The 21,663-nt window shown below is 69.4% G+C and carries 21 protein-coding genes; 15 read left to right on the top strand and 6 right to left on the bottom strand.

The window, feature by feature from the left end:
• Position 1: 1 nt before the first annotated feature.
• The 4 genes from folK to panC are packed head-to-tail and all read left to right on the top strand — an operon-like array spanning position 2 to position 2,958.
• Positions 2-541 carry a 2-amino-4-hydroxy-6-hydroxymethyldihydropteridine diphosphokinase gene (folK, locus tag V7053_RS03225; protein ID WP_443022494.1) on the top strand — a complete coding sequence of 180 codons (540 nt, stop codon included), beginning with the start codon at positions 2-4 and terminating at the stop codon, positions 539-541.
• Complete coding sequence (locus V7053_RS03220) at positions 538-1,050, top strand: DUF3180 domain-containing protein (RefSeq protein WP_334170827.1); 513 nt, start codon at positions 538-540, stop codon at positions 1,048-1,050. The genes folK and V7053_RS03220 overlap by 4 nt, the downstream gene beginning before the upstream one ends.
• 45 nt (positions 1,051-1,095) lie before the next feature.
• Positions 1,096-2,040 (top strand): Rossmann-like and DUF2520 domain-containing protein, encoded by a 945-nt coding sequence (locus V7053_RS03215; protein WP_334170855.1) that lies wholly within the window; start codon positions 1,096-1,098, stop codon positions 2,038-2,040.
• Complete coding sequence (gene panC, locus V7053_RS03210) at positions 2,041-2,958, top strand: pantoate--beta-alanine ligase (protein ID WP_334170826.1); 918 nt, start codon at positions 2,041-2,043, stop codon at positions 2,956-2,958.
• A 210-nt stretch (positions 2,959-3,168) separates the two neighbouring features.
• Here panC and V7053_RS03205 read toward each other — a convergent pair whose 3' ends face one another.
• Positions 3,169-4,017 carry an alpha/beta hydrolase gene (locus tag V7053_RS03205; protein WP_334170825.1) on the bottom strand — a complete coding sequence of 283 codons (849 nt, stop codon included), beginning with the start codon at positions 4,015-4,017 and terminating at the stop codon, positions 3,169-3,171.
• 122 nt (positions 4,018-4,139) lie between these two features.
• Between V7053_RS03205 and lysS the strand changes: the two genes are divergently transcribed.
• From lysS to V7053_RS03155, 10 genes are all read left to right on the top strand, one after another.
• Positions 4,140-5,594, top strand: coding sequence for a lysine--tRNA ligase (lysS, locus tag V7053_RS03200; protein ID WP_334170854.1), 1,455 nt, complete (start codon positions 4,140-4,142; stop codon positions 5,592-5,594).
• A gap of 1 nt (position 5,595) precedes the next feature.
• On the top strand, positions 5,596-5,763 hold the full coding sequence (locus V7053_RS03195; protein ID WP_334170824.1) for a hypothetical protein: 168 nt from the start codon (positions 5,596-5,598) through the stop codon (positions 5,761-5,763).
• A gap of 131 nt (positions 5,764-5,894) precedes the next feature.
• Entirely contained in the window at positions 5,895-6,239 is a 345-nt protein-coding gene (locus tag V7053_RS03190; protein ID WP_334170823.1) for a histone-like nucleoid-structuring protein Lsr2, read from the top strand.
• 345 nt (positions 6,240-6,584) lie between these two features.
• On the top strand, positions 6,585-9,104 hold the full coding sequence (locus V7053_RS03185) for an ATP-dependent Clp protease ATP-binding subunit (protein WP_334170822.1): 2,520 nt from the start codon (positions 6,585-6,587) through the stop codon (positions 9,102-9,104).
• Between the two features lie 220 nt (positions 9,105-9,324).
• Positions 9,325-9,537, top strand: a complete 213-nt coding sequence (locus tag V7053_RS03180; RefSeq protein WP_334170821.1) for a hypothetical protein — start codon at positions 9,325-9,327, stop codon at positions 9,535-9,537.
• 18 nt (positions 9,538-9,555) lie between these two features.
• Positions 9,556-10,557 (top strand): dihydroxyacetone kinase subunit DhaK, encoded by a 1,002-nt coding sequence (gene dhaK / locus V7053_RS03175; RefSeq protein ID WP_334170820.1) that lies wholly within the window; start codon positions 9,556-9,558, stop codon positions 10,555-10,557.
• Positions 10,558-10,559: 2 nt separating this feature from the next.
• Positions 10,560-11,207 carry a dihydroxyacetone kinase subunit DhaL gene (gene dhaL, locus V7053_RS03170; RefSeq protein ID WP_334170819.1) on the top strand — a complete coding sequence of 216 codons (648 nt, stop codon included), beginning with the start codon at positions 10,560-10,562 and terminating at the stop codon, positions 11,205-11,207.
• Positions 11,204-11,881, top strand: a complete 678-nt coding sequence (dhaM, locus tag V7053_RS03165; RefSeq protein WP_334170818.1) for a dihydroxyacetone kinase phosphoryl donor subunit DhaM — start codon at positions 11,204-11,206, stop codon at positions 11,879-11,881. The genes dhaL and dhaM overlap by 4 nt, the downstream gene beginning before the upstream one ends.
• A 139-nt stretch (positions 11,882-12,020) precedes the next feature.
• Positions 12,021-14,153, top strand: a complete 2,133-nt coding sequence (locus tag V7053_RS03160; protein ID WP_334170817.1) for a S9 family peptidase — start codon at positions 12,021-12,023, stop codon at positions 14,151-14,153.
• Between the two features lie 9 nt (positions 14,154-14,162).
• The gene (locus V7053_RS03155; RefSeq protein WP_334170816.1) at positions 14,163-14,723 is read left to right on the top strand and encodes an amino-acid N-acetyltransferase; all 561 of its coding nucleotides are present in this window, start codon (positions 14,163-14,165) and stop codon (positions 14,721-14,723) included.
• 75 nt (positions 14,724-14,798) lie between these two features.
• Here V7053_RS03155 and V7053_RS03150 read toward each other — a convergent pair whose 3' ends face one another.
• Positions 14,799-15,614, bottom strand: a complete 816-nt coding sequence (locus tag V7053_RS03150) for an A/G-specific adenine glycosylase (RefSeq protein WP_443022493.1) — start codon at positions 15,612-15,614, stop codon at positions 14,799-14,801.
• A gap of 211 nt (positions 15,615-15,825) precedes the next feature.
• On the opposite strand from V7053_RS03150, the gene V7053_RS03145 reads away from it, so the two are divergent.
• Entirely contained in the window at positions 15,826-16,602 is a 777-nt protein-coding gene (locus tag V7053_RS03145) for a hypothetical protein (protein WP_334170815.1), read from the top strand.
• Between the two features lie 18 nt (positions 16,603-16,620).
• Here V7053_RS03145 and V7053_RS03140 read toward each other — a convergent pair whose 3' ends face one another.
• The 4 genes from V7053_RS03140 to V7053_RS03125 form a co-directional block, all read right to left on the bottom strand.
• Positions 16,621-17,346 carry a GAF and ANTAR domain-containing protein gene (locus V7053_RS03140; RefSeq protein WP_334170814.1) on the bottom strand — a complete coding sequence of 242 codons (726 nt, stop codon included), beginning with the start codon at positions 17,344-17,346 and terminating at the stop codon, positions 16,621-16,623.
• Positions 17,347-17,460: 114 nt separating this feature from the next.
• Positions 17,461-18,537, bottom strand: a complete 1,077-nt coding sequence (gene disA, locus V7053_RS03135) for a DNA integrity scanning diadenylate cyclase DisA (RefSeq protein WP_334170813.1) — start codon at positions 18,535-18,537, stop codon at positions 17,461-17,463.
• A gap of 117 nt (positions 18,538-18,654) precedes the next feature.
• Positions 18,655-20,055: a DNA repair protein RadA gene (gene radA, locus V7053_RS03130; RefSeq protein ID WP_334170812.1), complete on the bottom strand. Its 1,401-nt coding sequence runs from the start codon at positions 20,053-20,055 to the stop codon at positions 18,655-18,657.
• Positions 20,056-20,135: 80 nt separating this feature from the next.
• Positions 20,136-21,314 carry an FUSC family protein gene (locus V7053_RS03125; protein ID WP_334170811.1) on the bottom strand — a complete coding sequence of 393 codons (1,179 nt, stop codon included), beginning with the start codon at positions 21,312-21,314 and terminating at the stop codon, positions 20,136-20,138.
• Between the last annotated feature and the right edge of the window lie 349 nt (positions 21,315-21,663).

Below are 21,663 nucleotides of genomic sequence, written 5' to 3'. Positions count from 1 at the left end.
CATGACCGCTGAAATCCCCGCCATCCAGTCCGGCTATACGCGAGCCGTCCTCGCCCTCGGGAGCAACCTCGGCGAACGGGCCGAGACGCTTGCGGAGGCCGTCTCGGACCTCGTCGACCGCCCGGAAGTCAGGCTCGTCGACGTCTCGCCCGTCATCCAGACGAAGGCAGTGGGCGGACCCGAGGGCCAGCCCGAGTTCCTCAATATGGTCATGATCGTGCAGACGAGCCTCGGACCCTACGAGCTGCTCGCGCACTGCCAGGCGGTCGAGGCCAAGCACCTCCGCACGCGCGAGGTGCGGTGGGGCCCGCGGACGCTCGACGTCGACATCATCACCTATGGTGACCTCGTCCAGGACGACCCTGTCCTGACCCTCCCGCATCCGCGAGCGGCCGAGCGCGCGTTCGTGCTGTTCCCGTGGCTCCTCATCGATCCGACCGCCGTGCTCGAGGGTCACCCGATCGTCGAGCTCCTGGAGGACTGCGGGGACACGAGCGGCATCGAGGACTACGACATGCTGCTCGACGAGGGGCTCGGATGAGACCTCTCCGCGTGACCGTTCTCGGCCTCATCGGAATCGCCCTCGGCCTCCTCGGCTTCGCGGCGACCCAGCTCTCGGACCGCGCCTCCTCGGCAACGCCGGTGCTGCCGTACAGCGCCCTCGGAAGCGTGGCAATCATCGCGGTCTTCACGCTCGCGCTCGGCATCCGCGTGCTGCGTTGGCGCAACGAGGAGACCAGGACGCGGATGATCGACCCGATCTTCGCGGCGCGGACCCTCGTCCTCGCGCACGCGTGCGCGTACGCCGGCGCCGTGCTGCTCGGCTGGCACGCCGGCGTCGTCGCCGATCAGTTCCCCGTATGGGCCGCACGGGCCACGAGCCCGGTCGTGCTGCAGGCGATCGCGATGATGGGCGGGGGCATCGTCATGGTCGCGATTGGCCTGCTCGTCGAGCGCTTCTGCCGGATTCCCCCCGAGGACACCGACGAGGGCGACGGCGGCGGCAAGGGTGCCCCGAGAACGGGCGACGCCGAGGGCGGCTATGCCTGACGGGTCGCCGCGCGCGGTGGTCTCCCTGACTGGAGCCAGCGCGTGGTGACGCGGCCAGGGCGGTTGGGGGTCGGCGTCATCGGTGCAGGAAAGGTGGGCGCCGTCCTCGGCGCGGCCCTGCGCGCGGCCGAACACGCCGTCGTCGGCGTTTCCGCGGTCTCCGAGGCGAGCCGCGACCGCGCGGAGGCCCTCCTTCCCGGTGTCCCGATTCTCGAGATCCCGGACATCGTGGAGCGTTCTGAGCTCGTCCTCCTCGCCGTCCCGGACGACGCGCTCGGGCCGCTCGTCGAGGGGCTCGCGAAGCTCGGGGCGTGGCAGCCGGGCCAACTCGTGGCGCACACGTCGGGGCGCCACGGCGTTGGCGTGCTCGCGCCCGTCCGGGCCGCGGGGGCGATTCCGCTCGCCATCCACCCGGCCATGACGTTCACGGGCATGAGCCTTGACCTCGGTCGAATCCTCGACTGCCGCTTCGGAGTGACCGCCGACCCCGCGATGCTGCCGATCGCCCAGGCGCTCGTTGTCGAGATGGGCGCGGAACCGGTGGTCATCGCCGAAGGCGACAGGGTCACGTACCACGCCGCCCTCGCCCACGGGTCCAACCATCTCGTCACGCTCGTCGCGCAGGCCTCGGAGGTCCTTGGCCGCATCGGCGTCGACGAACCAGACAAGCTCCTCGGGCCGCTGCTGCGCGCGTCCCTCGACAACGCGCTCGCTGCGGGCGAGTCGGCGCTCACCGGGCCCGTGTCCCGCGGCGACGTCGGCACCGTGGCGGCGCACGCCGAGGCGCTCCTCGAGCTCGCCCAGGAGACGAGCGGCCCGGACGACGGCGGGACCGCCGATATCCTTGAGGCGTACCGCGCAATGGCAGTCGCCACGGCACGGCGCGCCGAGCGTCGTGGCCTCTTCGGCGCCGACGTCCGGGCCAGGCTCGAGGCCGCGCTCAGACCGGAGGACGAGCCAGGAGCCGAGAACGCAGGAGAGGAACCGTAGATGCCCATCACCGTCGTCCGCACGAAGGCCGAGCTTCGGTCGGAGATCGCGCGGCTCGTCGATGAGCATGCGGGACGACGGGGAGAGGGCGCGGCCTCGCTGGGGCTCGTCGCTACTATGGGTGCCCTCCACAACGGCCACCGCATGCTCGCCGAGGCCGCCGTCGCGGGCAACGACGTCGTCGTCGCGAGCGTCTTCGTCAATCCGCTCCAATTCGGTGACCCCAACGACCTCGCGCGATACCCCCGCACGCTCGACGCGGACGCCGCCCTGCTCGAGTCCGTCGGCGTCGACCTTGTGTTTGCCCCGTCGGTGGAGGAGATGTATCCGGGTGGGGATCCCCTCGTGCGCGTGACTGCCGGGCCGCTCGGGGAGAAGTGGGAGGGCGCGTCGCGGCCGGGCCACTTCGACGGCGTCCTCACGGTCGTGTCGAAGCTGTTCCACCTCGCGTCGCCAGGCCCCGTGGCGGGGCGCCCCACAGCATTCCGCGCTTACTTCGGGCAGAAGGACGCCCAGCAGCTCGCGATCGTGCGGCGCATGGTCAAGGACCTCGACTTCGCGGTCGAGGTGGTCGGGGTCCCGATAGTGCGGGCCGAGGACGGTCTGGCACTCTCGAGCCGCAACCAGTTCCTCGGCGAGGAGGACCGTGAGGCCGCACTCGTGCTCTCGCGCGCGCTGCGGCTCATGGACGAGCGCGCGAGCGCCCACGAACCGCTCGTGCCGGACGACGCCGTCGCCCTCATCGAGTCGCAGCCGGGGGTCGGGCTCGACTACTTCGAGGTCGTCGACCCGGACACCCTCGAGCCGCTGGCCTTCAACTGCCGCGAGACGCCGTTCACGGGGGAGGCCCTCGCCATCGTTGCCGCCCGCGTCGGCGACGTCCGTCTCATCGACAACATGCCGCTCAAGGCCAACTGACCCCCACCCCCCCCGGCCGTTTCGGGTACGCCAACTCACGCCCCTGGCCGTTTCGGGTACGCCAACTCACGCCCCTGACCGTTTCGGGTGCACACGTGCCGTGTCAGCTCAACTGGGCCGGATTTGGCGTACCCGAGGTGGGGGTGGAGGGGAGTTGGCGTACCCGAGGTGGGGGTGGAGGGGAGTTGGCGTACCCGAGGTGGGGAGGGGTTAGCTCGAGAAGAAGTCCGCGAGGCGGTCCACGAGGGCCTTTGCCGGGCGCTCGGGTGCATCGTGGGCAAGGCGCGGAAGCACGCCGAAGTCGGAGGCGGGCAGCACGCCGTCGAGCGCTTCGGCGGCCTCGGCGAAGTATTCGGGGCTCGCCCCGCCGACGAGCAGGAGGGTCTCGAGCGGGAGCTGCTCGAATGGCTCGGCCTTCGAGTCCGCCGCGACGACGGCGCGGATCTCCCTCGGACCGGTCGGCAGGAGGCTCGTGAGCACCTTGCCCGGTTGGGTCCGGCTCCCGATCCGGTTGAGGACGGTAAGGATCGGGAGGGGAAGCTTGGCGATGGGGCCCGCGGTCTGGAGTCCGCGCAAGAGGACCGCGAGGGCCTTCTCCTCGTCGCCGCTGCCGAGTGCCGACTCGTAGTCGTCAAGCCAGGCGGCATTGAAGTTCCCGTTGAAGGAGATGATGGGGTCGTAGACGGCGAGCTGGGTGATGTCGAGGGTCCGCCCGGCGTTGAGCGCGATGCAGCCGCCGTAGTTGTGCCCGAATACCGACTGTGATCCGGTGTGGGCGAGGACCGCGCCGAGGTCGCTGATCTCGACAGTGAGCGAATAGTCGTCCGGCTGGGGCGACGACGCCCCGCGACCGCGCCGGTTGTAGACATGGACCGGGGCATTGAGCGCCTCGGCCAGCCGCTGGGCCAGGTCCCGGTACATCTCTGCCGTCACCATTGAGCCATGGACGACGACGACCCCGCCTTCCGCCCGAGCCGCGCCGGTCGCGGCGGTGAACAGCTCGAGAACGGCGCCGTCAGGTGTCGTGACGGTGGAAGCGACGAACTGGGAGGCTGCCATACGATGAGCCTAGCTCACAGGCTGCTGGCCTAGAATTGAACACTGTGACTGCGCAGAACACCGTCCCTGGAGCCGAGCAGGCCCTTCCGTCCGGAATAGAGCCCGCCGACGCCAGTGAGCAGATGCATGTGCGCCTGGACAAGCGCAGCAAGCTCCTTGCGCGGGGTGAAGAGCCTTATCCGGTCACGCTTGAGCGCACCCACTCGCTGGCTGAGGTCCGCGCGAAGTACCCCGATCTCGAGCCGGACACCGCAACGGGCGACGTGGTCGGCGTCGTAGGCCGCGTCGTCTTCGTGCGCAACACGGGCAAGCTCTGCTTCGCGACCCTCCAGGAAGGGGACGGCACCCGTCTCCAGGCCATGCTGAGCCTTGCGAATGTCGGCGAGGAGCGTCTCGCCGAGTGGAAATCCCTTGTCGACCTCGGCGACCATGTCTACATCCACGGCGAGGTCATCTCCTCGAGGCGCGGCGAACTGTCGGTCATGGCCGACGACTGGAAGATGGCGTCGAAGGCCCTCCGCCCGCTCCCGACCCTGCACGCCGAACTCAATGAGGAAACGCGGGTGCGGCAACGTTATGTCGACCTCCTCATGCGCGAGGAGGCCCGGCGAATGGTCTACACGCGGGCGAAGATCACAAAGTCCGTCCGTGACACCCTCGATTCCCACGGATACGTGGAAGTCGAGACACCTATGCTCAATCTCATCCACGGAGGCGCGACGGCGCGGCCGTTCGAAACGCACCTCAATGCTTTCGATCAGCACATGACGTTGCGCATTGCGACGGAGCTCTATCTCAAGCGTGCCGTGGTGGGCGGAATCGAGCGGGTCTACGAGATCGGCCGGGTGTTCCGCAACGAAGGCGTGGATTCGACCCACAGTCCCGAATTCACCACTCTCGAATGCTATGAGGCCTACGCCGACCAATTCACGATGGCCGAGCGGATGAAGGAGATCATCCTCAACGTGGCCGACGTCGTGGGCACCCGTCAGATCGAGACGTCCCAGGGAACGATCGATCTCGACGGGGAATGGCGTTGGCTCGGAGTGTATCCGGGCCTCTCCGAAGCGGTGGGTGAAGAGATCACGCCGGACACCCCGCTCGAAAGGCTTCTCGAGATTGGCGACCGCCACGGGGTCAAGACCGACCCGCTGTGGACGACGGAAAAGGCCGTCGTCGAACTCTTCGGAGATATCGTCGAGCCGACGCTGATCAATCCGACCTTCGTCTACGATTACCCGCCCTCGGCGCAGCCCTTGGCCCGCCCCCATCGTGACGACCCGCGCCTCATTGAGGCGTGGGACCTGATTATCGGCGGAATGGAGCGCGGTACTGCTTTCTCCGAGCTCATTGACCCCGTCATCCAACGCGAGCGGCTCACCGAGCAGTCTCGTCTGGCCGCCGAGGGCGACGACGAGGCCATGCAGCTCGACGAAGACTTCCTGCGCGCCCTCGAATACGGTGCTCCCCCGATGGGCGGCATCGGACTTGGAATCGACCGCCTTGTCATGCTGTTCACGCAGGCGGGCATCCGCGAGACCATCCTCTTCCCCTTGCTCAAGCCGGAGGCCAACTGACATGGATTACGTAGAAGTCCTGCTCCCGCCGATCGTGGTCGGACTGATTTTCTGGTTTGCGATCCGCGCAATTTTCAATGCGGACAAGTCGGAGCGGGAGGCCTTGGCGGCGGCCGAAAGGGAAGCCGACCTCCGCGAACAAGGAAAAAGTTCTCCCGCTGGGGAGTGATTCGTTTTGACGCCGTGGTAGCGCGGCAGCATAATGGCAGTGCAATAGCGACGCCAGCACGAATTGTGCCATCTGCACGAGCAGTGCCTGTCAGACATGCCGTCATCAAGCGCCGACAGAGAGAGAATGCCATGGCACAGAAAGTCAAGATCATCCTCGTTGACGACCTCGACGGGGGCTCCGCGGACGAGACCGTCCGTTTCGGGATCGACGGCTCGAGCTATGAGATCGACCTCTCGCACGACAATGCGGCGAAGCTTCGTGAATCCCTCCAGGGCTACGTGACGGCGGCACGCAAGTCATCTACCCGTGGGCAGCAGGCACCGCGGGCCCGTGCCACTTCGGGCAGCGCCGCTTCCCGCAATTCGGAATCCGCGAAGATCCGCCAGTGGGCCCGCGACAACGGCTACAGCGTGAACAGCCGTGGGCGTATTCAGGCCGAGATTCAGGAGGCGTACCGCAAGGCGAACGCCTGATTCGGAACTCTTCTTTGATTCAAGGAAAACCCGGCGCCCCAAGGCGCTGGGTTTTCTGCATTTGTTGGGCAAATTTCTCGGAATTCTTTCAGCCAGCCCGTGCCGGTGCCCTCGCACGTGCAAGGGCGGGGCGCCGCCGTCGTTCGCCGGACGACGGACGACGCCGGACGAACCCTCCGCGGACGCCGTCCGGGGAAGCTCGGGGGGACTTCCGTGGAGGCAGGCCGGTTCACCCTGTGGCGAACAGCGCTGTGCGCTCAGCGGCCGCCACGTAGCATCGAACTACTTGCCAGTGCTGCCTTTGGCAGCCCTGCACCCAATCAGCAACACCGGGGAGTTCGAGCGATGTTCGAGAGATTCACAGACCGCGCCCGCCGCGTGGTCGTGCTGGCCCAAGAAGAGGCCCGCATGCTCAACCACAACTACATCGGCACCGAGCACATCCTCCTGGGTCTTATCCACGAGGGGGAGGGAGTGGCCGCAAAGGCCCTCGAATCCCTTGGTATCTCCTTGGACGGTGTGCGGGAGCAGGTGCAGGAGATCATCGGCCAGGGCCAGCAGGCGCCGTCTGGTCACATTCCGTTCACGCCGCGCGCCAAGAAGGTGCTCGAGCTGTCCCTGCGCGAGGCGCTGCAGCTCGGCCACAACTACATCGGCACCGAGCACATCCTGCTCGGCCTCATCCGTGAGGGCGAAGGCGTCGCTGCCCAAGTCCTCGTCAAGCTCGGCGCGGACCTCAACCGCGTCCGTCAGCAGGTCATCCAGCTCCTGTCGGGCTATCAGGGCAAGGAGACGGCGTCGACCGGCTCTGGCCCCGGTCAGCCCGAGGGCAGCCCAGCCGGCTCGGTCGTGCTCGACCAGTTCGGCCGAAACCTCACGCAGGCCGCGCGCGAGAACAAGCTCGATCCCGTGATCGGCCGCGAGCACGAGATGGAACGCGTCATGCAGGTCCTCTCGCGCCGCACCAAGAACAACCCGGTGCTCATCGGCGAGCCCGGCGTCGGCAAGACCGCCGTCGTCGAGGGCCTCGCCCAGGCGATCGTGCGCGGAGACGTCCCGGAGACCATCAAGGACAAGCAGCTCTACACGCTTGACCTCGGGTCCCTCGTGGCGGGCTCCCGCTACCGCGGCGACTTCGAAGAGCGCCTGAAGAAGGTGCTCAAGGAGATCCGCACGCGCGGCGACATCATCCTGTTCATCGACGAGATCCACACGCTCGTCGGCGCCGGCGCCGCGGAGGGCGCGATCGACGCAGCGAGCATCCTCAAGCCGATGCTCGCGCGGGGCGAGCTCCAGACGATCGGCGCGACGACACTCGATGAGTACCGCAAGCACATCGAGAAGGACGCCGCGCTCGAGCGCCGCTTCCAGCCGATCCAGGTCGCCGAGCCGACGGTCGCCCTGACCATCGAGATCCTCAAGGGCCTCCGCGACCGCTACGAGGCGCACCACCGCGTCACGATCACGGACAGCGCGCTCGCTGCCGCGGCCAACCTGTCGGAGCGGTACATCAGCGACCGCTTCCTCCCGGACAAGGCCATCGACCTGATCGACGAGGCGGGCGCGCGCCTGCGCATCCGCCGGATGACGGCGCCGCCGGAGCTCAAGGCGCTCGACGAGCGGATCGCGAGCCTCAAGCTCGAGAAGGAATCCGCGATCGATGCGCAGGACTTCGAGGGGGCGGCCGCGCTGCGGGACAAGGAGCAGAAGCTCATCTCCGAGCGTGCCGAGCGCGAGCGTGCGTGGAAGTCCGGCGACATGGACGGCGTGGCCGAGGTGGACGAGGAGCTCGTGGCCGAGGTGCTCGCGAACTCGACGGGCATCCCGGTCTTCAAGCTCACGGAGGAGGAGTCCTCGCGGCTCCTGCACATGGAGGACGAGCTCCACAAGCGCGTGGTCGGCCAGGACGACGCCATCAAGGCGCTCTCCCGCTCCATCCGCCGTACGCGTGCCGGGCTCAAGGACCCCAAGCGTCCGGGTGGGTCGTTCATCTTCGCGGGCCCGACCGGCGTCGGCAAGACCGAGTTGGCGAAGGCCCTCGCGGAGTTCCTCTTCGGCGAGGAAGACGCCCTCATCACGCTCGACATGTCCGAGTTCTCGGAGAAGCACACCGTCTCGCGGCTGTTCGGCGCCCCTCCGGGCTACGTCGGCTACGAAGAGGGCGGCCAGCTCACCGAGAAGGTGCGCCGCCGGCCGTTCTCGGTCGTCCTGTTCGATGAGGTTGAGAAGGCCCACGCGGACCTCTTCAACTCGCTCCTGCAGATCCTCGAGGACGGGCGCCTCACCGACAGCCAGGGCCGGGTCGTGGACTTCAAGAACACGATCATCATCATGACGACCAACCTGGGCACCCGGGACATCTCGAAGGGCGTCATGACGGGCTTCCAGTCCGGCACGGACACGAAGACGACGTACGAGCGGATGAAGGCCCGCGTGACGGAGGAGCTCAAGCAGCACTTCCGCCCCGAGTTCCTCAACCGCGTCGACGACATCGTCGTGTTCCCGCAGCTGACGCAGGAAGAGATCATCGAGATCGTGGATCTCATGATCGAGCGGCTCGAGAAGCGGCTCAGGGACAAGGACATGGGCATCGAGCTGACCCAGAAGGCGAAGGTCCTGCTCGCAACGCGCGGCTACGACCCCGCCATGGGCGCCCGGCCGCTGCGCCGCGTGATCCAGAGCGAGATCGAAGACCAGCTTTCCGAGAAGATCCTCTTCGGCGACATCTCGTCCGGCGACATCGTGCTCGTCGACGTCGAGGGCGAGGGCGATCTGGCGAAGTTCACCTTCGTCGGCACGCCTCGCCCGCGAGTCCCCGAGGTCGTCTCCGCTGGCAAGGGCGGCTCGAAGGAGCTCGGCGCGTAACCGGCTGAATTGACAGGCTGAATGACGACGGCGGCCCCTCACCTCGCAGGGGGAGGGGCCGCCGTCGTCTGTGCCCGGGCGTCGGGGCGCCCTCTCGCGTCCCCCAAAAATATCTGTGGGGTCTGGAGTTGTGCGGGTGCCTCTGCTTACGGTCGGAGTGCCCGGCGTTGCCGGGCACCGCCGGCGGGCCCGGCGGTCCTCGTGACGGAAGGGGAGAGCTATGACGAGCACCAGCGGGCCGGAGGATGCCGGCGTCGAGCGCGCCGAGGAACAGGGAGGCTACGGCAGCCCCACCCCAGAGCAGGAGGTCGGCGGGCAGGAGGCCGGCGGGCAGGAGGCCGGCGGGCAGGAGGCCAGCGGCGGGACCGCCCCCGCTGGCGAGCCTGGCGACGAGGGGGACGACGAGGAGCGGGGCGAGCATGACGTGGACTGACCCGGGCGAAGGAAGAACGTGAAGAAGCTCATCAATGACCCGAGGGCCGTGGTGGACGAGTCCGTCGAGGGCTTTGGCCTGGCCCACGCGGGCCTCGTCGAGGTGCATCTGGATCCCCTCTACGTGACCCGCAGGGGCGGGGCCGTGCAGGGCAAGGTCGGGCTCGTCTCGGGCGGCGGAAGCGGGCATGAGCCGCTCCACGCGGGCTATGTGGGGCAGGGCATGCTCGACGCCGCCGTCCCGGGGGCGGTCTTCACGTCCCCGACGCCAGACCAGATCCTTCCGGCGACCCGGGCCGCGGACGGCGGGGCCGGCGTCGTCCATATCGTGAAGAACTACACGGGCGACGTGCTCAACTTCGAGACGGCCGCGGAGCTGTGCGAAGCGGAGGGCATCGAGGTGCGGTCCGTCCTCGTGAACGACGACGTCGCGGTCGAGGATTCCCTCTACACGGCAGGACGGCGCGGGGTCGCCGGGACGGTGCTCGTCGAGAAGATCGCGGGCGCCGCTGCCGAGCGGGGCGACCCGCTCGACGCGGTCGAAGCCGTGGCGAATAAGGTCGTCGCCGCTGTCCGGTCCATGGGCCTCGCCCTGACCCCCTGCACGGTCCCGCATGCCGGGAAGCCGAGCTTCGAGCTCGCGGAGGACGAGATCGAGATCGGTATCGGCATCCACGGTGAACCGGGGCGCAAGCGCGTCGGCCTCGAGCCCGCCGACGCCCTCACGGAGCACCTGCTCACCCCCGTCGTCGAGGACCTCGGCCTCCGGGGCGGGGAGAAGGTGCTCGTGTTCGTCAACGGCATGGGGGGCACGCCCCTCTCCGAGCTGTACATCGTGTACCGGCGCGCCGCACAGCTTCTCGCGGAGCGGGGAGCGAGCGTAGAGCGGAGCCTGGTGGGAAACTACACGACGTCGCTCGAGATGCAGGGCTGCTCCATCACGGTCCTGCGGCTCGACGACGAGTTGACCGCTTTGTGGGACGCGCCGGTCAGGACTCCGGCGCTGCGATGGGGGGTGTGATCATGACGGCGTTAGATGCCGCGTGGGCTGATCGTTGGCTTCGGGAGTGCGCCCGAGTCCTCGCCGAGCGGCGCGAGGAGCTCATCGACCTCGACCGGGCCATCGGCGACGGCGACCACGGCGAGAACATGGACCGTGGCTTCCGCGCCGTGGTCGCGAAGCTCGACGAGGGGCCGAGCGATTCCGTGGCGGCCGCCCTCAAGCTCGCGGCGATGACGCTCATGAGCAAGGTGGGCGGGGCGGCCGGCCCACTGTATGGCACGGCATTCCTCCGCGCGTCGGTGGCGGCGGGCGACCGTGACAAGCTCGACGGCCCTGGGGTCGAGGCCATGTTGGCGGCGGCGCGGGACGGCATCGTGGCCCGAGGCAAGGCCGAGCCGGGCGACAAGACGATGGTCGACGCGTGGACCCCCGCGGTCAAAGCGGCTTCGACGCCGGCCGACGGCGAGGCGGCGCTCGAGGCCGCAGCGTCCGCTGCCGAGGCCGGCGCCCAGGCGACGAAACCGCTCGTGGCCCGGAAGGGCAGGGCAAGCTACCTCGGGAGCCGCAGCGCGGGCCACCTCGACCCGGGGGCCATGTCGACGTCGTACATCCTGCGCGCGGCCGTGACTGCCGCGGTCTCCGAGATCAGCGCGGGGGAGGTCGCGTGAGCCCAGTGGGCCTGCTCATCGTCTCGCACAGCGTCCGACTCGCGGAGGGAGTCGTCGAGCTCGCGGAGCAGATGGCGGCCTCAGTGCCGCTCGTTGCGGCGGGCGGGACCGACGACGGCGGTGTGGGCACAAGTTTCGAGAAGGTCATGAAGGGGATCGCCGAGGCCGATCGCGGCGCGGGCGTCGTTGTCATTGCCGATCTCGGTTCCGCGATCATGACGGCGGAGTCGGTGCTCGAGTTCCTCGACGACGAGCAGCGCTCACGGGTGCGGATCGCGGACGCCGCGCTCGTCGAGGGTGCCGTGGCGGCTGCGGTCGCGGCCGAGTCCGGGGCGGGCCTGGACGCGGTCGTGCGGGCCGCGGAGGAGGCGGTTCCGGGTGCCGTTCCCGAGGAGGCGCCGGAAGTGGCCGAGCCGTCGGAGTCGGCTGTCCTCACGCTCTCGAACCGCACCGGGCTGCACGCGCGGCCGGCGGCAGTCCTTGCCGGGAGGCTCTCTCAGCTGGACGCGGAGGTGACGATCAACGGGGTCGACGCGCAGTCCGTGATGGCTCTCATGGGCTTGGGGGCAAAGAAGGGCGAGCAGCTCGTCGTCGAGGCTTCGGGGGCGGACGCGGCGCGGGCCGTGCGCCTGGTGCGGGAGCAGGTGGAGCAGGGCTTCGGGGAGCCCGCCTAGCCTTGCGCCGTCACGTCCGCAGGGTGTGAACCCTGCGGACGTGACGGCGCAAGGAGGAGGGGCGCGGGTCTGAAAGAAGTGTTTCACCACGAGTGAACGCCTCTGTGCCCCACGCCACAGAACGGGTTGAATCGGTGCCATGAGCGCCGACGTCCAGACCGAAGAGCCCCAGACACCGCACCGCGAGCCGCAGCCTGCCCCCGAGACCCCGTTCCACGACCTTGACCACTATGTGGCGATCCCCCGCCTGAGCGGCCTCGTGCTGAGCCCCGACGGCTCGAGGCTTGTCACAACCGTCGCCACCGTGAACGGCAACGGCACCGAGTACGGTTCGGCGCTCTGGGAGATCGACCCCGCTGGGCAACGCCCGGCCCGGCGCATCACGCGCAGCGCGAAGGGCGAGGCGGGTGCGGCGTTCGCGGCGAACGGGGACCTCTTCTTCACCTCGGCCCGCCCCGACCCTGAGAAGCCGGACGAGGAACCGGTCAATGCGCTGTGGCTGCTCCCGCGGGACGGCGGAGAAGCGCGCGTCGCGCTGAGCCGGGCCGGCGGCGTCGGCTCCGTCCTGACGGCACGTACCGCGGACGCCACGTTCGTCCAAGCCTCGGCCTTGGCGGGGACCGCCGACGAGGAGGACGACGAGAAGCGCCGCAAGGAACGCAAGGACGGCAAAGTTTCAGCGATCCTCCACTCGGGCTACCCGGTCCGCTTCTGGGACGCAGACCTCGGCCCCGACGAGCCGCGGCTCTTCGCCGTCGAACGCTCATCCAAGGCGCCGGAGCCCGGCAGGCCGTCCACGGTCGACGAGGCGCCCGCGCTCGAGCTCCGCAACCTCACCGTCGGCATCGGGCCGGGACTCCGCTTCGGCGAGACGCACGTGAGCGCGGACGGCACGACGCTGTACGCGGGGGTCCTCACGTCGCTTGCGAAGGCGGACCAGCGGAGCGAGCTCGTCGCGATCGACGCCGCGAGCGGCACCCGCCGCACGCTGCTCGCCGAAGACCGCAAGGACTTCTTCCCCGGTCCGGCAAGCCCGGACGGCCGCACGCTCGCCGTCGTCGTCGAACCCCACACGACGCCCACCGAGTCCTACCGGAGCGAACTGCATCTCCTCGACCTCGCGAGCGGTGAGCTGCGCCCCGCCGCCCCGGACTGGGACCGCCAGGCCCACCCCCAGGTGTGGCTCCCGGACAGCTCGGCCCTCCTCGTCAGCGCGGACGACGCCGGGCGCTCGCCGGTCTTCCGCATCGACGCCGCGAGCGGCGAGGTCACCCGGGTGACGTCCGACGACGCCGCCTACACCGACGTCGTCGTCGCACCCGACGGCTCGGCCGCCTACGCCTTGCGCAGCTCGTACCTGTTCCCGGCCGAGGCGGTGCGGATCGATCTCGCGAGCGGGGACGTGACCAGGCTGGCGAATCCGACGGAGCGCCCCGAGATCCCAGGACGCCTCGAGGAGGTCACCGCGACCGCCGACGACGGGACGCCCCTGCGCGCGTGGCTCGCTCTGCCGCGGAACGCGGAGAACCCGAGCAGCGAGCGAACCCGCCATCCGCTGCTCCTGTGGATTCACGGAGGGCCGATCGGGTCGTGGAACGCGTGGACGTGGCGATGGAACCCTTGGCTCCTGACGGCGCAGGGCTACGCCGTCCTTCTCCCGGACCCGGCCCTCTCGACCGGGTATGGGCAGGACTTCATCCAGCGCGGCTGGGGACGATGGGGCGCCGAGCCCTTCACCGACCTCATGGCCCTCACGGATGCGGCACTCCAACGGCCCGATCTCGACCCGCAGAGGACCGCAGCGATGGGGGGCTCGTTCGGCGGGTACATGGCGAACTGGGTGGCAGGCCACACGGACCGCTTCCGGGCGATCGTCACCCACGCGAGCCTCTGGGCACTCGAGGGCTTCGGCATGACCACCGACATGGCTCACTACTGGGCGAAGGAAATGGACGAGGCCATGCAGGAGGCGTACTCGCCGCATCGCGCGGTCAGCGAGATCCGCACGCCCATGCTCGTCATCCATGGGGACAAGGACTACCGGGTCCCGATCGGGGAGGGCCTGCGGCTCTGGTACGAGCTCCTCAGCAAGTCGCAGCTGGCCGTCGACGAGTCGGGGCACACGCCGCACCGGTTCCTCTACTTCCCGGACGAGAACCACTGGATCCTCAAGCCGCAGCACGCGAAGGTCTGGTACGGCGTCGTGAGCTCGTTCCTCGCGCAGCACGTCCTCGGGGAGGAGCGTGACCTGCCTAAGGAACTCGGGCTCTAGGATGGCTGCATGACAGCCGCCCAAGCCACGACCGAGCCCGCCGCCGCCCCGACCTTCCGGGTGCGACGCGCGCGCACGAGCGATGTCGCGGCGATCAAGCGGCTCGTGGCCCCTCTCGCGGAGCGGCGGATCCTCATCTCGAAGGAGTCCGTGGCCTACTTCGAATCGATCCAGGAGTTCCGGGTCGCGGAGACCGAGGATGGGGAGCTCGTCGGCTGCGGTGCGCTCCACGTCATGTGGGAGGACCTCGCCGAGGTCCGCACCCTCGCTGCCGCGGACAGCTGGCGGGGCCACGGCGTGGGTCACGCCCTCGTGGAGCGGCTCCTCGAGGACGCGGCCGAAATCGGCGTGCAGCGCGTGTTCTGCCTCACCTTCGAGGTGCGCTTCTTCGAGCGCCACGGATTCGAGGTCATGGCCGACCAGTCGGCGGTGGATCCCGAGGTGTATTCGGAGCTCCTGCGCTCCGCCGACGAGGGGGTTGCCGAGTTCCTCGACTTGGCCCGCGTCAAGCCGAACACCCTGGGCAATACGCGCATGATCAAGTGGCTCGCGGGGCGCGCGCGGGAGTAGCCGCGCGCGGGCGCAGCGCTGTGTGCGCTGTCCCTGGGGGCGCTGTCCCTGGGGGCGCTGTCCCTGGGGGCGCCGTCAGTGGGGGAGCGCGAGCCCGGCAGGGAGCTCGACGGCCAGGCCGTCCGCGAGGAGCCCGGCGACGCAGCGTTCGAGCTGTTCCGGGGCGGGCGCGAGCGCGTGGAGGCGCGCGAGCCCTGGGGCCGTCACACCCGCGTCGGTGACCGCCGTCGGTGGCGCCTCCAGGGCAGCGCGCGGCACCGGGCGGGAGGCCTCGCGCAGCACCGCCATCACGGCGCCTCGCACCTGCCGGTCAGTGCCGTGCCACGCCTGGCCCTTCGGAACATACGACGGCGGGGGCTCCCCTGCCGCGCGCCACGCACACTCATCGGCGACTGGGCAGACCGAGCACTTGGGCGAACGTGCCGTGCAGACGATGGCCCCGAGCTCCATCACCCCTGCGTTCCAGCGGACGGAAGTCTCGTCGTCGTCCGGGAGGAGCGACTCGGCGAGCCGCCGCTCCGCCGCCGTGAGAGCCGGGGCCGGGAGTGCCTCGCCCCGGACGAGCCGCGCGTGCACGCGCCGGATATTGGTGTCGACCACGGACGCCCGCCGGCCGAACGCGAAGGCTGCGACCGCGGCAGCTGTGTAGCCGCCCACACCGGGCAGCGCGAGGAGGCCTGCCTCGGAGTCCGGCAGCTCGCCGCCGTACGTCGTGGCGATGACGGAGGCGGCGGCGTGAAGGCGCAGCGCACGGCGTGGATAACCGAGGCGCCCCCAGGCGCGGACAGCCTCCCCTGACGGCTCGGCCGCGAGATCTCCGGGCTTCGGCCAGCGTTCCATCCATTCGCGCCATACCGGGAGCACCCTCGCCACCGGGGTCTGTTGCAGCATGACCTCGCTCACGAGCACGCCCCACGGGCTGCATTCGGGGTCACGCCATGGGAGGTCGCGGGCCTCGGCGGCGAACCAGCGGACGACGGCGCCGTGCAGCTTCGCGGTCAGAGCTCCTCCTTCGGGTCCCGGGACCGGCTATGGGCGATTCCACTCTAGCCGCGCGGCGCGGCGCGCCCGCGGGCAGCCCAAGATTTCCTAGCCTAGACGCATGGCAGCGCGCGGAACACAGGGTGGAGGACGAGGCAGGAACGGTCAGGGATCCTCTCGGCCTGCTGCCTCGCGCCCCGTACCCCGTCGCCACAGCCCTGCCGTCTACCGGCGCCGTCGGCTCCTCGTCGGGGCGCTCCTCGCGCTCGTGCTCGTGGCTTTCGGCGGCGGTGCCTGGGCGCTCGTGCGCAGCTCGGGCCACCCGACGGCGTCGGGCCGGACGTCGGAGGACGGCGGTCCTGTCGCGGCCACGGCCACCTCGCAGCCGGCTTCGTCGCCGAGCGCGAACTCGGCCTCGCCGTCCGCTGGCCCGACCGATGCGGCAACTGGAGCTTCCGCGTCCGCAGGCGCGGCGTCCCCGGGCGCGGCAACGTCGGCGCCTACGCCGACGGTCGCGTGCGACCCTGCGAAGTTCGCAGTCACGGCCTCCACGGACAAACGGGTCTACGGCCCCACCGAAGACCCGGTTCTGACGCTCAAGGTCACGAACCAGAACAGCATTCCGTGCACGCTGAACGTTGGCACGTCGCAGATGGAGTACCTGATCGAGAGCGGCGCCGACCGCATCTTCGACTCGAAGGACTGCCAGGACGGCTCGGCCGACCTCCTGAAGACCCTCGCTCCAGGGGCGAGTGAGACCGCGAACTTCCCGTGGCCGCGCGTGCGTTCGACCGAGGGCTGCAGGGACGTCCCGGTCAAGCCCCTTCCCGGCACCTACGTCCTGACGACATCGCTCGGTCCCCTCGACAGCCCGAAGGCTGTGTTCACGCTCCAATAGCCGGCCGGATCGGAGCCTCTAGCTGAAGTGCGTGTCGGGGTCGGGATCGTCGAAGCGGGCAAGGATCGAGGAGGCAATGTCGCGGAGTTTGACGTTCCGGTGGTTCGAGGCCCGCTTGAGTATCTCGATGGCCTCCTCGGAGGTGCAGCGGGATTGGGCCATGATGACGCCCGCTGCGAGATTGATCGACGTCCTGGACTCGAGCGCGGTCGCCAGATCGGCCGCCCGGTCCGACTCCGAAGTGAGACGCACGGCAAGTGCGACCGAGGTCGAGGCGACCTGCGCGAACTCGAGGGCGTCTTGGCGCGCTTCCCGGCCGAACGCTTCGGGGGCGTACGCGTAGCAGTTGAGCGCCGCCGCCGCACTGCCCGCGAGGGGGATCGGTACCGCGAGGATGGACCGGACGCCCGTGGGGCGAAGTCCCGCCGTGTAACGGGGCCACCGTTCTTCGGTCTCGAGGTCGCGCACATCGAAGACGTGCCCGGTGCGCAGGGCGTCGATGCAGGGCCCCTCGAGGGCGGCGTACTGGATCTGGTCGAGCTCGTCCGCGAGCTCGGCGCTCAGGCCCATGGTCGTCGGCTTGCGGTCCCGCGAGACGGTCACGCTGCACTGAACCGGGATCTCGTGGGAGAGGCCGCGTGCGGCTGCCGAGGAGAGGCCGTCGAGGAACGTCCTCATGTCGGCGCTGTCGAGGAGCAGGTTCTGGAACTCGACGACCCTCGTGTGCTCGTGATTGTCACCCATGTCTTTCGCGCCCTTTCGCCAGGAGATCAGAGGGGCCGATCTGCCCTCTAGCCTAGGCCTGTTCTGATGCGAGAGAGCCGACCCTCCAGACGAGGGGGCGGCCAGGCGGTGTGCTCAGAGGAAGCGGTCGAGCAGGCTCGCTTCGGCCATTCGGCTGAGTCCCTCGCGGACGGTCCGCGCCCGCTGCTCGCCGATGCCGTCCACTGTCATGAGGTCCTCGATCGTTGCTGCCATAAGATTCTGTAGGCCGCCGAAGTGGTCTACGAGCCGGTCGGCGACGGCCCGCGGCACGGGCTTGAGCCCCGAGATGAGTCGGTAGCCGCGTGGCTCGACCACGGCGTCGAGGGTGCTCTCGCCGCCCGCGTAGCCGAGGATGGCGGCGATGCGGTTGAGGTCGATGAGGTCGGTCGAGGAGAGTTCGGTGAGGGCCAGGGCGGCGGCGTCGATCGTCTCCGCCGTCGCGTCGTCGCCGGCGTAATCGCGGATGACGACGTCGCTGCCCGGCCCGCGTCCGACCGTGAGTTCCTCGAGCTGGAGGGAGAGCAGGCGCCCGTCCTCGCCGAGCTCGAGAACGTACTGGCCGATTTCCTCCGAGATGCGGCGCACCATTTCCTGCCGCTGGAGGGTCTGTGCGACGTCGCGAACCGTCACCATCGCCTCGATCTCGAGTGCGGAGAGGGAGTTCGTGACCTGGTCGAGGCGCGCGCGGTAGCGTTCGAGCGTCGCGAGGGCCTGGTTGGCGCGCGCGAGGACCTTCTCGGAACCCTCGAGCACGTAGCGCAGGCCCCGGACGTAGAGCGCGATGATCTGCATCGACTGGCTCACCGAGATGACCGGCAGTCCAGTCTGGATCGCGACGCGCTCGGCGGTCCGATGCCGTGTGCCGGACTCCGACGTGGGAATCGTCGGGTCGGGGACGAGGTGCACCGCTGCGCGCAGGATCGTCTTCGCCTCGCGGTCCGTGACGATGGCACCATCCATTTTCGCGAGCTCGCGGAGCCGTGTCGGGGAGAAGTCGATGCCGATCTCGAAGCCGCCCGAGCAGATGGACTCGACGGTGCGGTCGAAGCCGAGGACGATGAGCGCACCCGTGCGGCCCCTCAGAATCCGCTCGAGGCCATCGCGGAGGCCCGTTCCCGGTGCTACCCGACCCAAGGTGGCGGCTAGCACTTCCTCGGGACTCCGAGCCATATGTCATTCCCTTTCGCGGCACAGCAAAGGCACCCAGTGGGCACGGGTTCCATGCTATATGCGCGTACAGGCGCGTGATGTTCGCCTACGGCAACGATTCGGCGACCATTGTGCGCTCTACTTCTCCGCGATCAGCAGCCCGAGGGCCTCGGCCACGTGGCTCACCTCGCGCACGGAGAACCCGGCCGGAATCTCGCCGGGTCCTGTGGGGCTCGCCGGCACGACGGCGTGGGTGAAGCCGAGACGGTGGGCCTCCTGGATGCGCCGGTTGATTCCGGGCACGGGCCGCACCTCGCCCGCGAGGCCGACCTCGCCGAACGCGATGAGCCGTTGGGGAAGGGCTTGGCGGGTCTTCGCGGACGCGACCGCGAGGGCCACCGCGAGATCGGTGGCGGGCTCGCTCAGCTTCACTCCGCCGACCGTCGCGACGTAGCTGTCGTCCTTGTGCAGCACGCATCCGGCCCGCTGCTGGAGCACGGCGAGCAGCATGGCGACCCGCGAGGAGTCGAGGCCGCTCGTCGCCCGACGGGGCTGGGCGTTCGAGCTTTCGGCGAGGAGGGACTGAACCTCCGCGAGAAGAGGCCGACGCCCCTCAAGCGTGACCGTGATGCAGGTCCCGGACACGGGCTCCTTCGTGCGCGAGACGAAGAGCCCCGATGGGTCCGTGACGCTCGCGATCCCGTCCTCGCCGAGGTCGAAGCACCCGACCTCGTCCGTCGGGCCGTAGCGGTTCTTGACGGCCCGGATGAGCCGGAGCCTCGAGTGCCGCTCCCCCTCGAATTGGCACACCACGTCCACGAGGTGCTCGAGCAGGCGCGGCCCTGCGATCGACCCGTCCTTCGTCACGTGGCCCACGAGGAGCGTGGTCATATTGCGCCGTTTGGCGGCAGCGATGAGCGACGCCGTGACTTCCCTGACCTGCGAGACGCCGCCCGCGCTGCCCTCGACCTCGGCGCTCGAGAGCGTCTGGACGGAATCGACGACGAGGAGCCGCGGTTCGAGCTTCTCGACTTGGCCGAGGGCTTGGCCGAGGTCCGTCTCCGCCGAGAGGTAGAGCCCTGGGGAGACCGCCCCGATGCGTTCGGCGCGCAGCTTGACCTGGGCGGCCGACTCCTCGCCTGTGACGTAGAGGACCGGTGAAGGGGCCGTCGGCGAACCTGCGCTCGCGACTTTGGCCGCGACGTCGAGCAGGAGCGTCGACTTGCCCACCCCCGGCTCTCCGGCAAGCAAGATCACGGCGCCCGGTACCAGGCCGCCCCCGAGGACGCGGTCGAGCTCACCCACCCCCGTCGGCAGGAAGGCGGCCTCGGTCGCGTCGACCTCCGCGATCAGGCGCGCGGGCTCGCGGACGGTGACCGCCGCCGTCGTCCGCGCCACGGCGGCGCCGACCTCCTCGACGGTGCCCCAGGCCTGGCATTCGCCACACCGCCCAACCCACTTGACGGTCGTCCAGCCGCATTCTGCGCAGCGGTATCCGGCTTGGGGCCGGGAGGCGCGTGTGGAGGTCTTCGAAGCCATGAACCAAGGCTAGTGGGGAGCTCCGACATTCCTGCGCGCGCTCCCGGAGCCAGCCCGTCGCGGGCGCGCCGACGGCGCCCTCACAGGGCCGGAAGCAGCGCGACCGCCTCTTCGTGGTCGTAGCCGGAGGCTTCGAGGAGGTCCACGAGCATGGGCCGGATGAGGATCACGAGCGCCTCCCCCTCGAGCCGCTCGACGTGCAGCTTGCGGGGATGGGCCCGGGACGCGATGTCTTCGAGCATGAGGCCCGCAGTGCGGCGGTTGACGCGTCGCTCCTCGCGGTCGGTCGTCGAGAGCCCGGCGGCGACGAGGTCGAGCGCCTCCGCGGTGTTCTCGAGGAGCTCCGCGATGCTCTCCGCCCCCGCCTCGGAAAGCGCGGCGTTGTTGATGGCGCTCGCGATCCGACGCGCGACCACCCGTCCGTTCCGGAGCGCGAGGTCAAGGTATTCGACGGCGTGCTCGAAGTTCTCGATCTCGGAGCGGTAGCGGCGGTAGGCGGGTGCGAGGCGCGTGACCTCGCTCGAGGACTTGAGGGTGGTCCGGATGGCATCGACGAGGCTCTGCGAGCCGCGGCCGCGCACGAGAGCATGCCACGCGCGGGTCGAATCGGCGTGCATGAGCGCCTCGGAACACTCGCGGAGCATCTCGGAGAACGCACCGACCAGCTGCTGGAGGTCGTGCCGGGGCTGGACGCGTGGGTCGCGCGGGAGGAGCGCCGTGATCAGGAGCGAGACGAGGCCGCCGACGACGGCGTCGAGGCTCCGGGTGAACGGGCCGCCGACCGGGGCCGGCAGGAGCACGACGAAGAGCGACTGGATGCCGAGCTGCGTCGCGAAGATCACCCCGCGGTCGAGGAAGCGGGCCAGCAGGAGCGAGACGACGAGCACGATCGCGGCCTGGGTGATACCCCCGCCGAAGAACGTCACCATGAGGTCGCCCAGCACGATCCCGAGGGTGCAGCCTGCGGAGACTTCGAGCACCTTGCGCAGCGTGAGGTCGCGCCCGAAGCCGAGTGAGACGAGAGCGGACGTCGCAGCGAAGATGGGGCCTACATGGTGCAGGAGCTGCTGTGCGATGAGGTAGGCCGAGACCGCGCCGAACGCCATGAGGAGAACGGGCATGAGGGAGGCGCGGGTGCGCGCCCAGCCGGCGCGTGCGCGGTCCCTCGCGGCCCGGGGCACGCCGGCGAGCTTCACCGTCCCCGAAGCCGGCCGCGTCGACTCTCCCTCCGGCGCCTTCCCCCCGTGAGCGATCTCCATAGAGGCAGTTTAGGGAGGCATGCTGGGCGCTGGACCACGACGGGTGGGAGCGCTGCGTTCACCTCTGCGTTGCCTGGAGCTTGGGAGCCGTTCCATTACTCAGGCAACCGTGTGATGTGCAAGACTCCCGCGCCAGATGTCACCGGCCCTCCCCCACGTGTTCACCTTGCGTTAACCATCGTCGCGGAATCTCGTTACCTGAGGCTCTTACGTTCGAAGTCAGTACGACTCGTACGCACCCGATGGTCAGCGCCCTTCGCACGGCGCACCTCAAATCACCCTGGAAGGGGTCATTTTCGTGAAGGCTATTCGTTTCGGCCGTCTCTCGGCCGTTGCCGTCGTCGCCGCT

Origin of the sequence: Sinomonas sp., from assembly GCF_036848755.1 — a bacterium.
Taxonomy (GTDB): Bacteria; Actinomycetota; Actinomycetes; order Actinomycetales; family Micrococcaceae; genus Sinomonas.
Note: the sequence above shows the minus strand (reverse complement) of the source record. Positions and strands in the feature narration are given on the sequence as shown.

Coding starts and splice junctions, on each gene's coding strand:
- V7053_RS03155 (WP_334170816.1), top strand. CDS start 14,163: ATGACAGCCGCCCAAGCCACGACCGAGCCCGCCGCCGCCCCGACCTTC.
- V7053_RS03185 (WP_334170822.1), top strand. CDS start 6,585: ATGTTCGAGAGATTCACAGACCGCGCCCGCCGCGTGGTCGTGCTGGCC.
- V7053_RS03150 (WP_443022493.1), bottom strand. CDS start 15,614: ATGCTGCAACAGACCCCGGTGGCGAGGGTGCTCCCGGTATGGCGCGAA.
- V7053_RS03125 (WP_334170811.1), bottom strand. CDS start 21,314: ATGGAGATCGCTCACGGGGGGAAGGCGCCGGAGGGAGAGTCGACGCGG.
- V7053_RS03160 (WP_334170817.1), top strand. CDS start 12,021: ATGAGCGCCGACGTCCAGACCGAAGAGCCCCAGACACCGCACCGCGAG.
- radA (WP_334170812.1), bottom strand. CDS start 20,055: ATGGCTTCGAAGACCTCCACACGCGCCTCCCGGCCCCAAGCCGGATAC.
- disA (WP_334170813.1), bottom strand. CDS start 18,537: ATGGCTCGGAGTCCCGAGGAAGTGCTAGCCGCCACCTTGGGTCGGGTA.
- V7053_RS03220 (WP_334170827.1), top strand. CDS start 538: ATGAGACCTCTCCGCGTGACCGTTCTCGGCCTCATCGGAATCGCCCTC.
- V7053_RS03180 (WP_334170821.1), top strand. CDS start 9,325: ATGACGAGCACCAGCGGGCCGGAGGATGCCGGCGTCGAGCGCGCCGAG.
- V7053_RS03195 (WP_334170824.1), top strand. CDS start 5,596: ATGGATTACGTAGAAGTCCTGCTCCCGCCGATCGTGGTCGGACTGATT.
- V7053_RS03205 (WP_334170825.1), bottom strand. CDS start 4,017: ATGGCAGCCTCCCAGTTCGTCGCTTCCACCGTCACGACACCTGACGGC.
- V7053_RS03140 (WP_334170814.1), bottom strand. CDS start 17,346: ATGGGTGACAATCACGAGCACACGAGGGTCGTCGAGTTCCAGAACCTG.
- folK (WP_443022494.1), top strand. CDS start 2: ATGACCGCTGAAATCCCCGCCATCCAGTCCGGCTATACGCGAGCCGTC.
- dhaL (WP_334170819.1), top strand. CDS start 10,560: ATGACGGCGTTAGATGCCGCGTGGGCTGATCGTTGGCTTCGGGAGTGC.
- panC (WP_334170826.1), top strand. CDS start 2,041: ATGCCCATCACCGTCGTCCGCACGAAGGCCGAGCTTCGGTCGGAGATC.
- V7053_RS03190 (WP_334170823.1), top strand. CDS start 5,895: ATGGCACAGAAAGTCAAGATCATCCTCGTTGACGACCTCGACGGGGGC.
- lysS (WP_334170854.1), top strand. CDS start 4,140: ATGCATGTGCGCCTGGACAAGCGCAGCAAGCTCCTTGCGCGGGGTGAA.
- V7053_RS03145 (WP_334170815.1), top strand. CDS start 15,826: ATGGCAGCGCGCGGAACACAGGGTGGAGGACGAGGCAGGAACGGTCAG.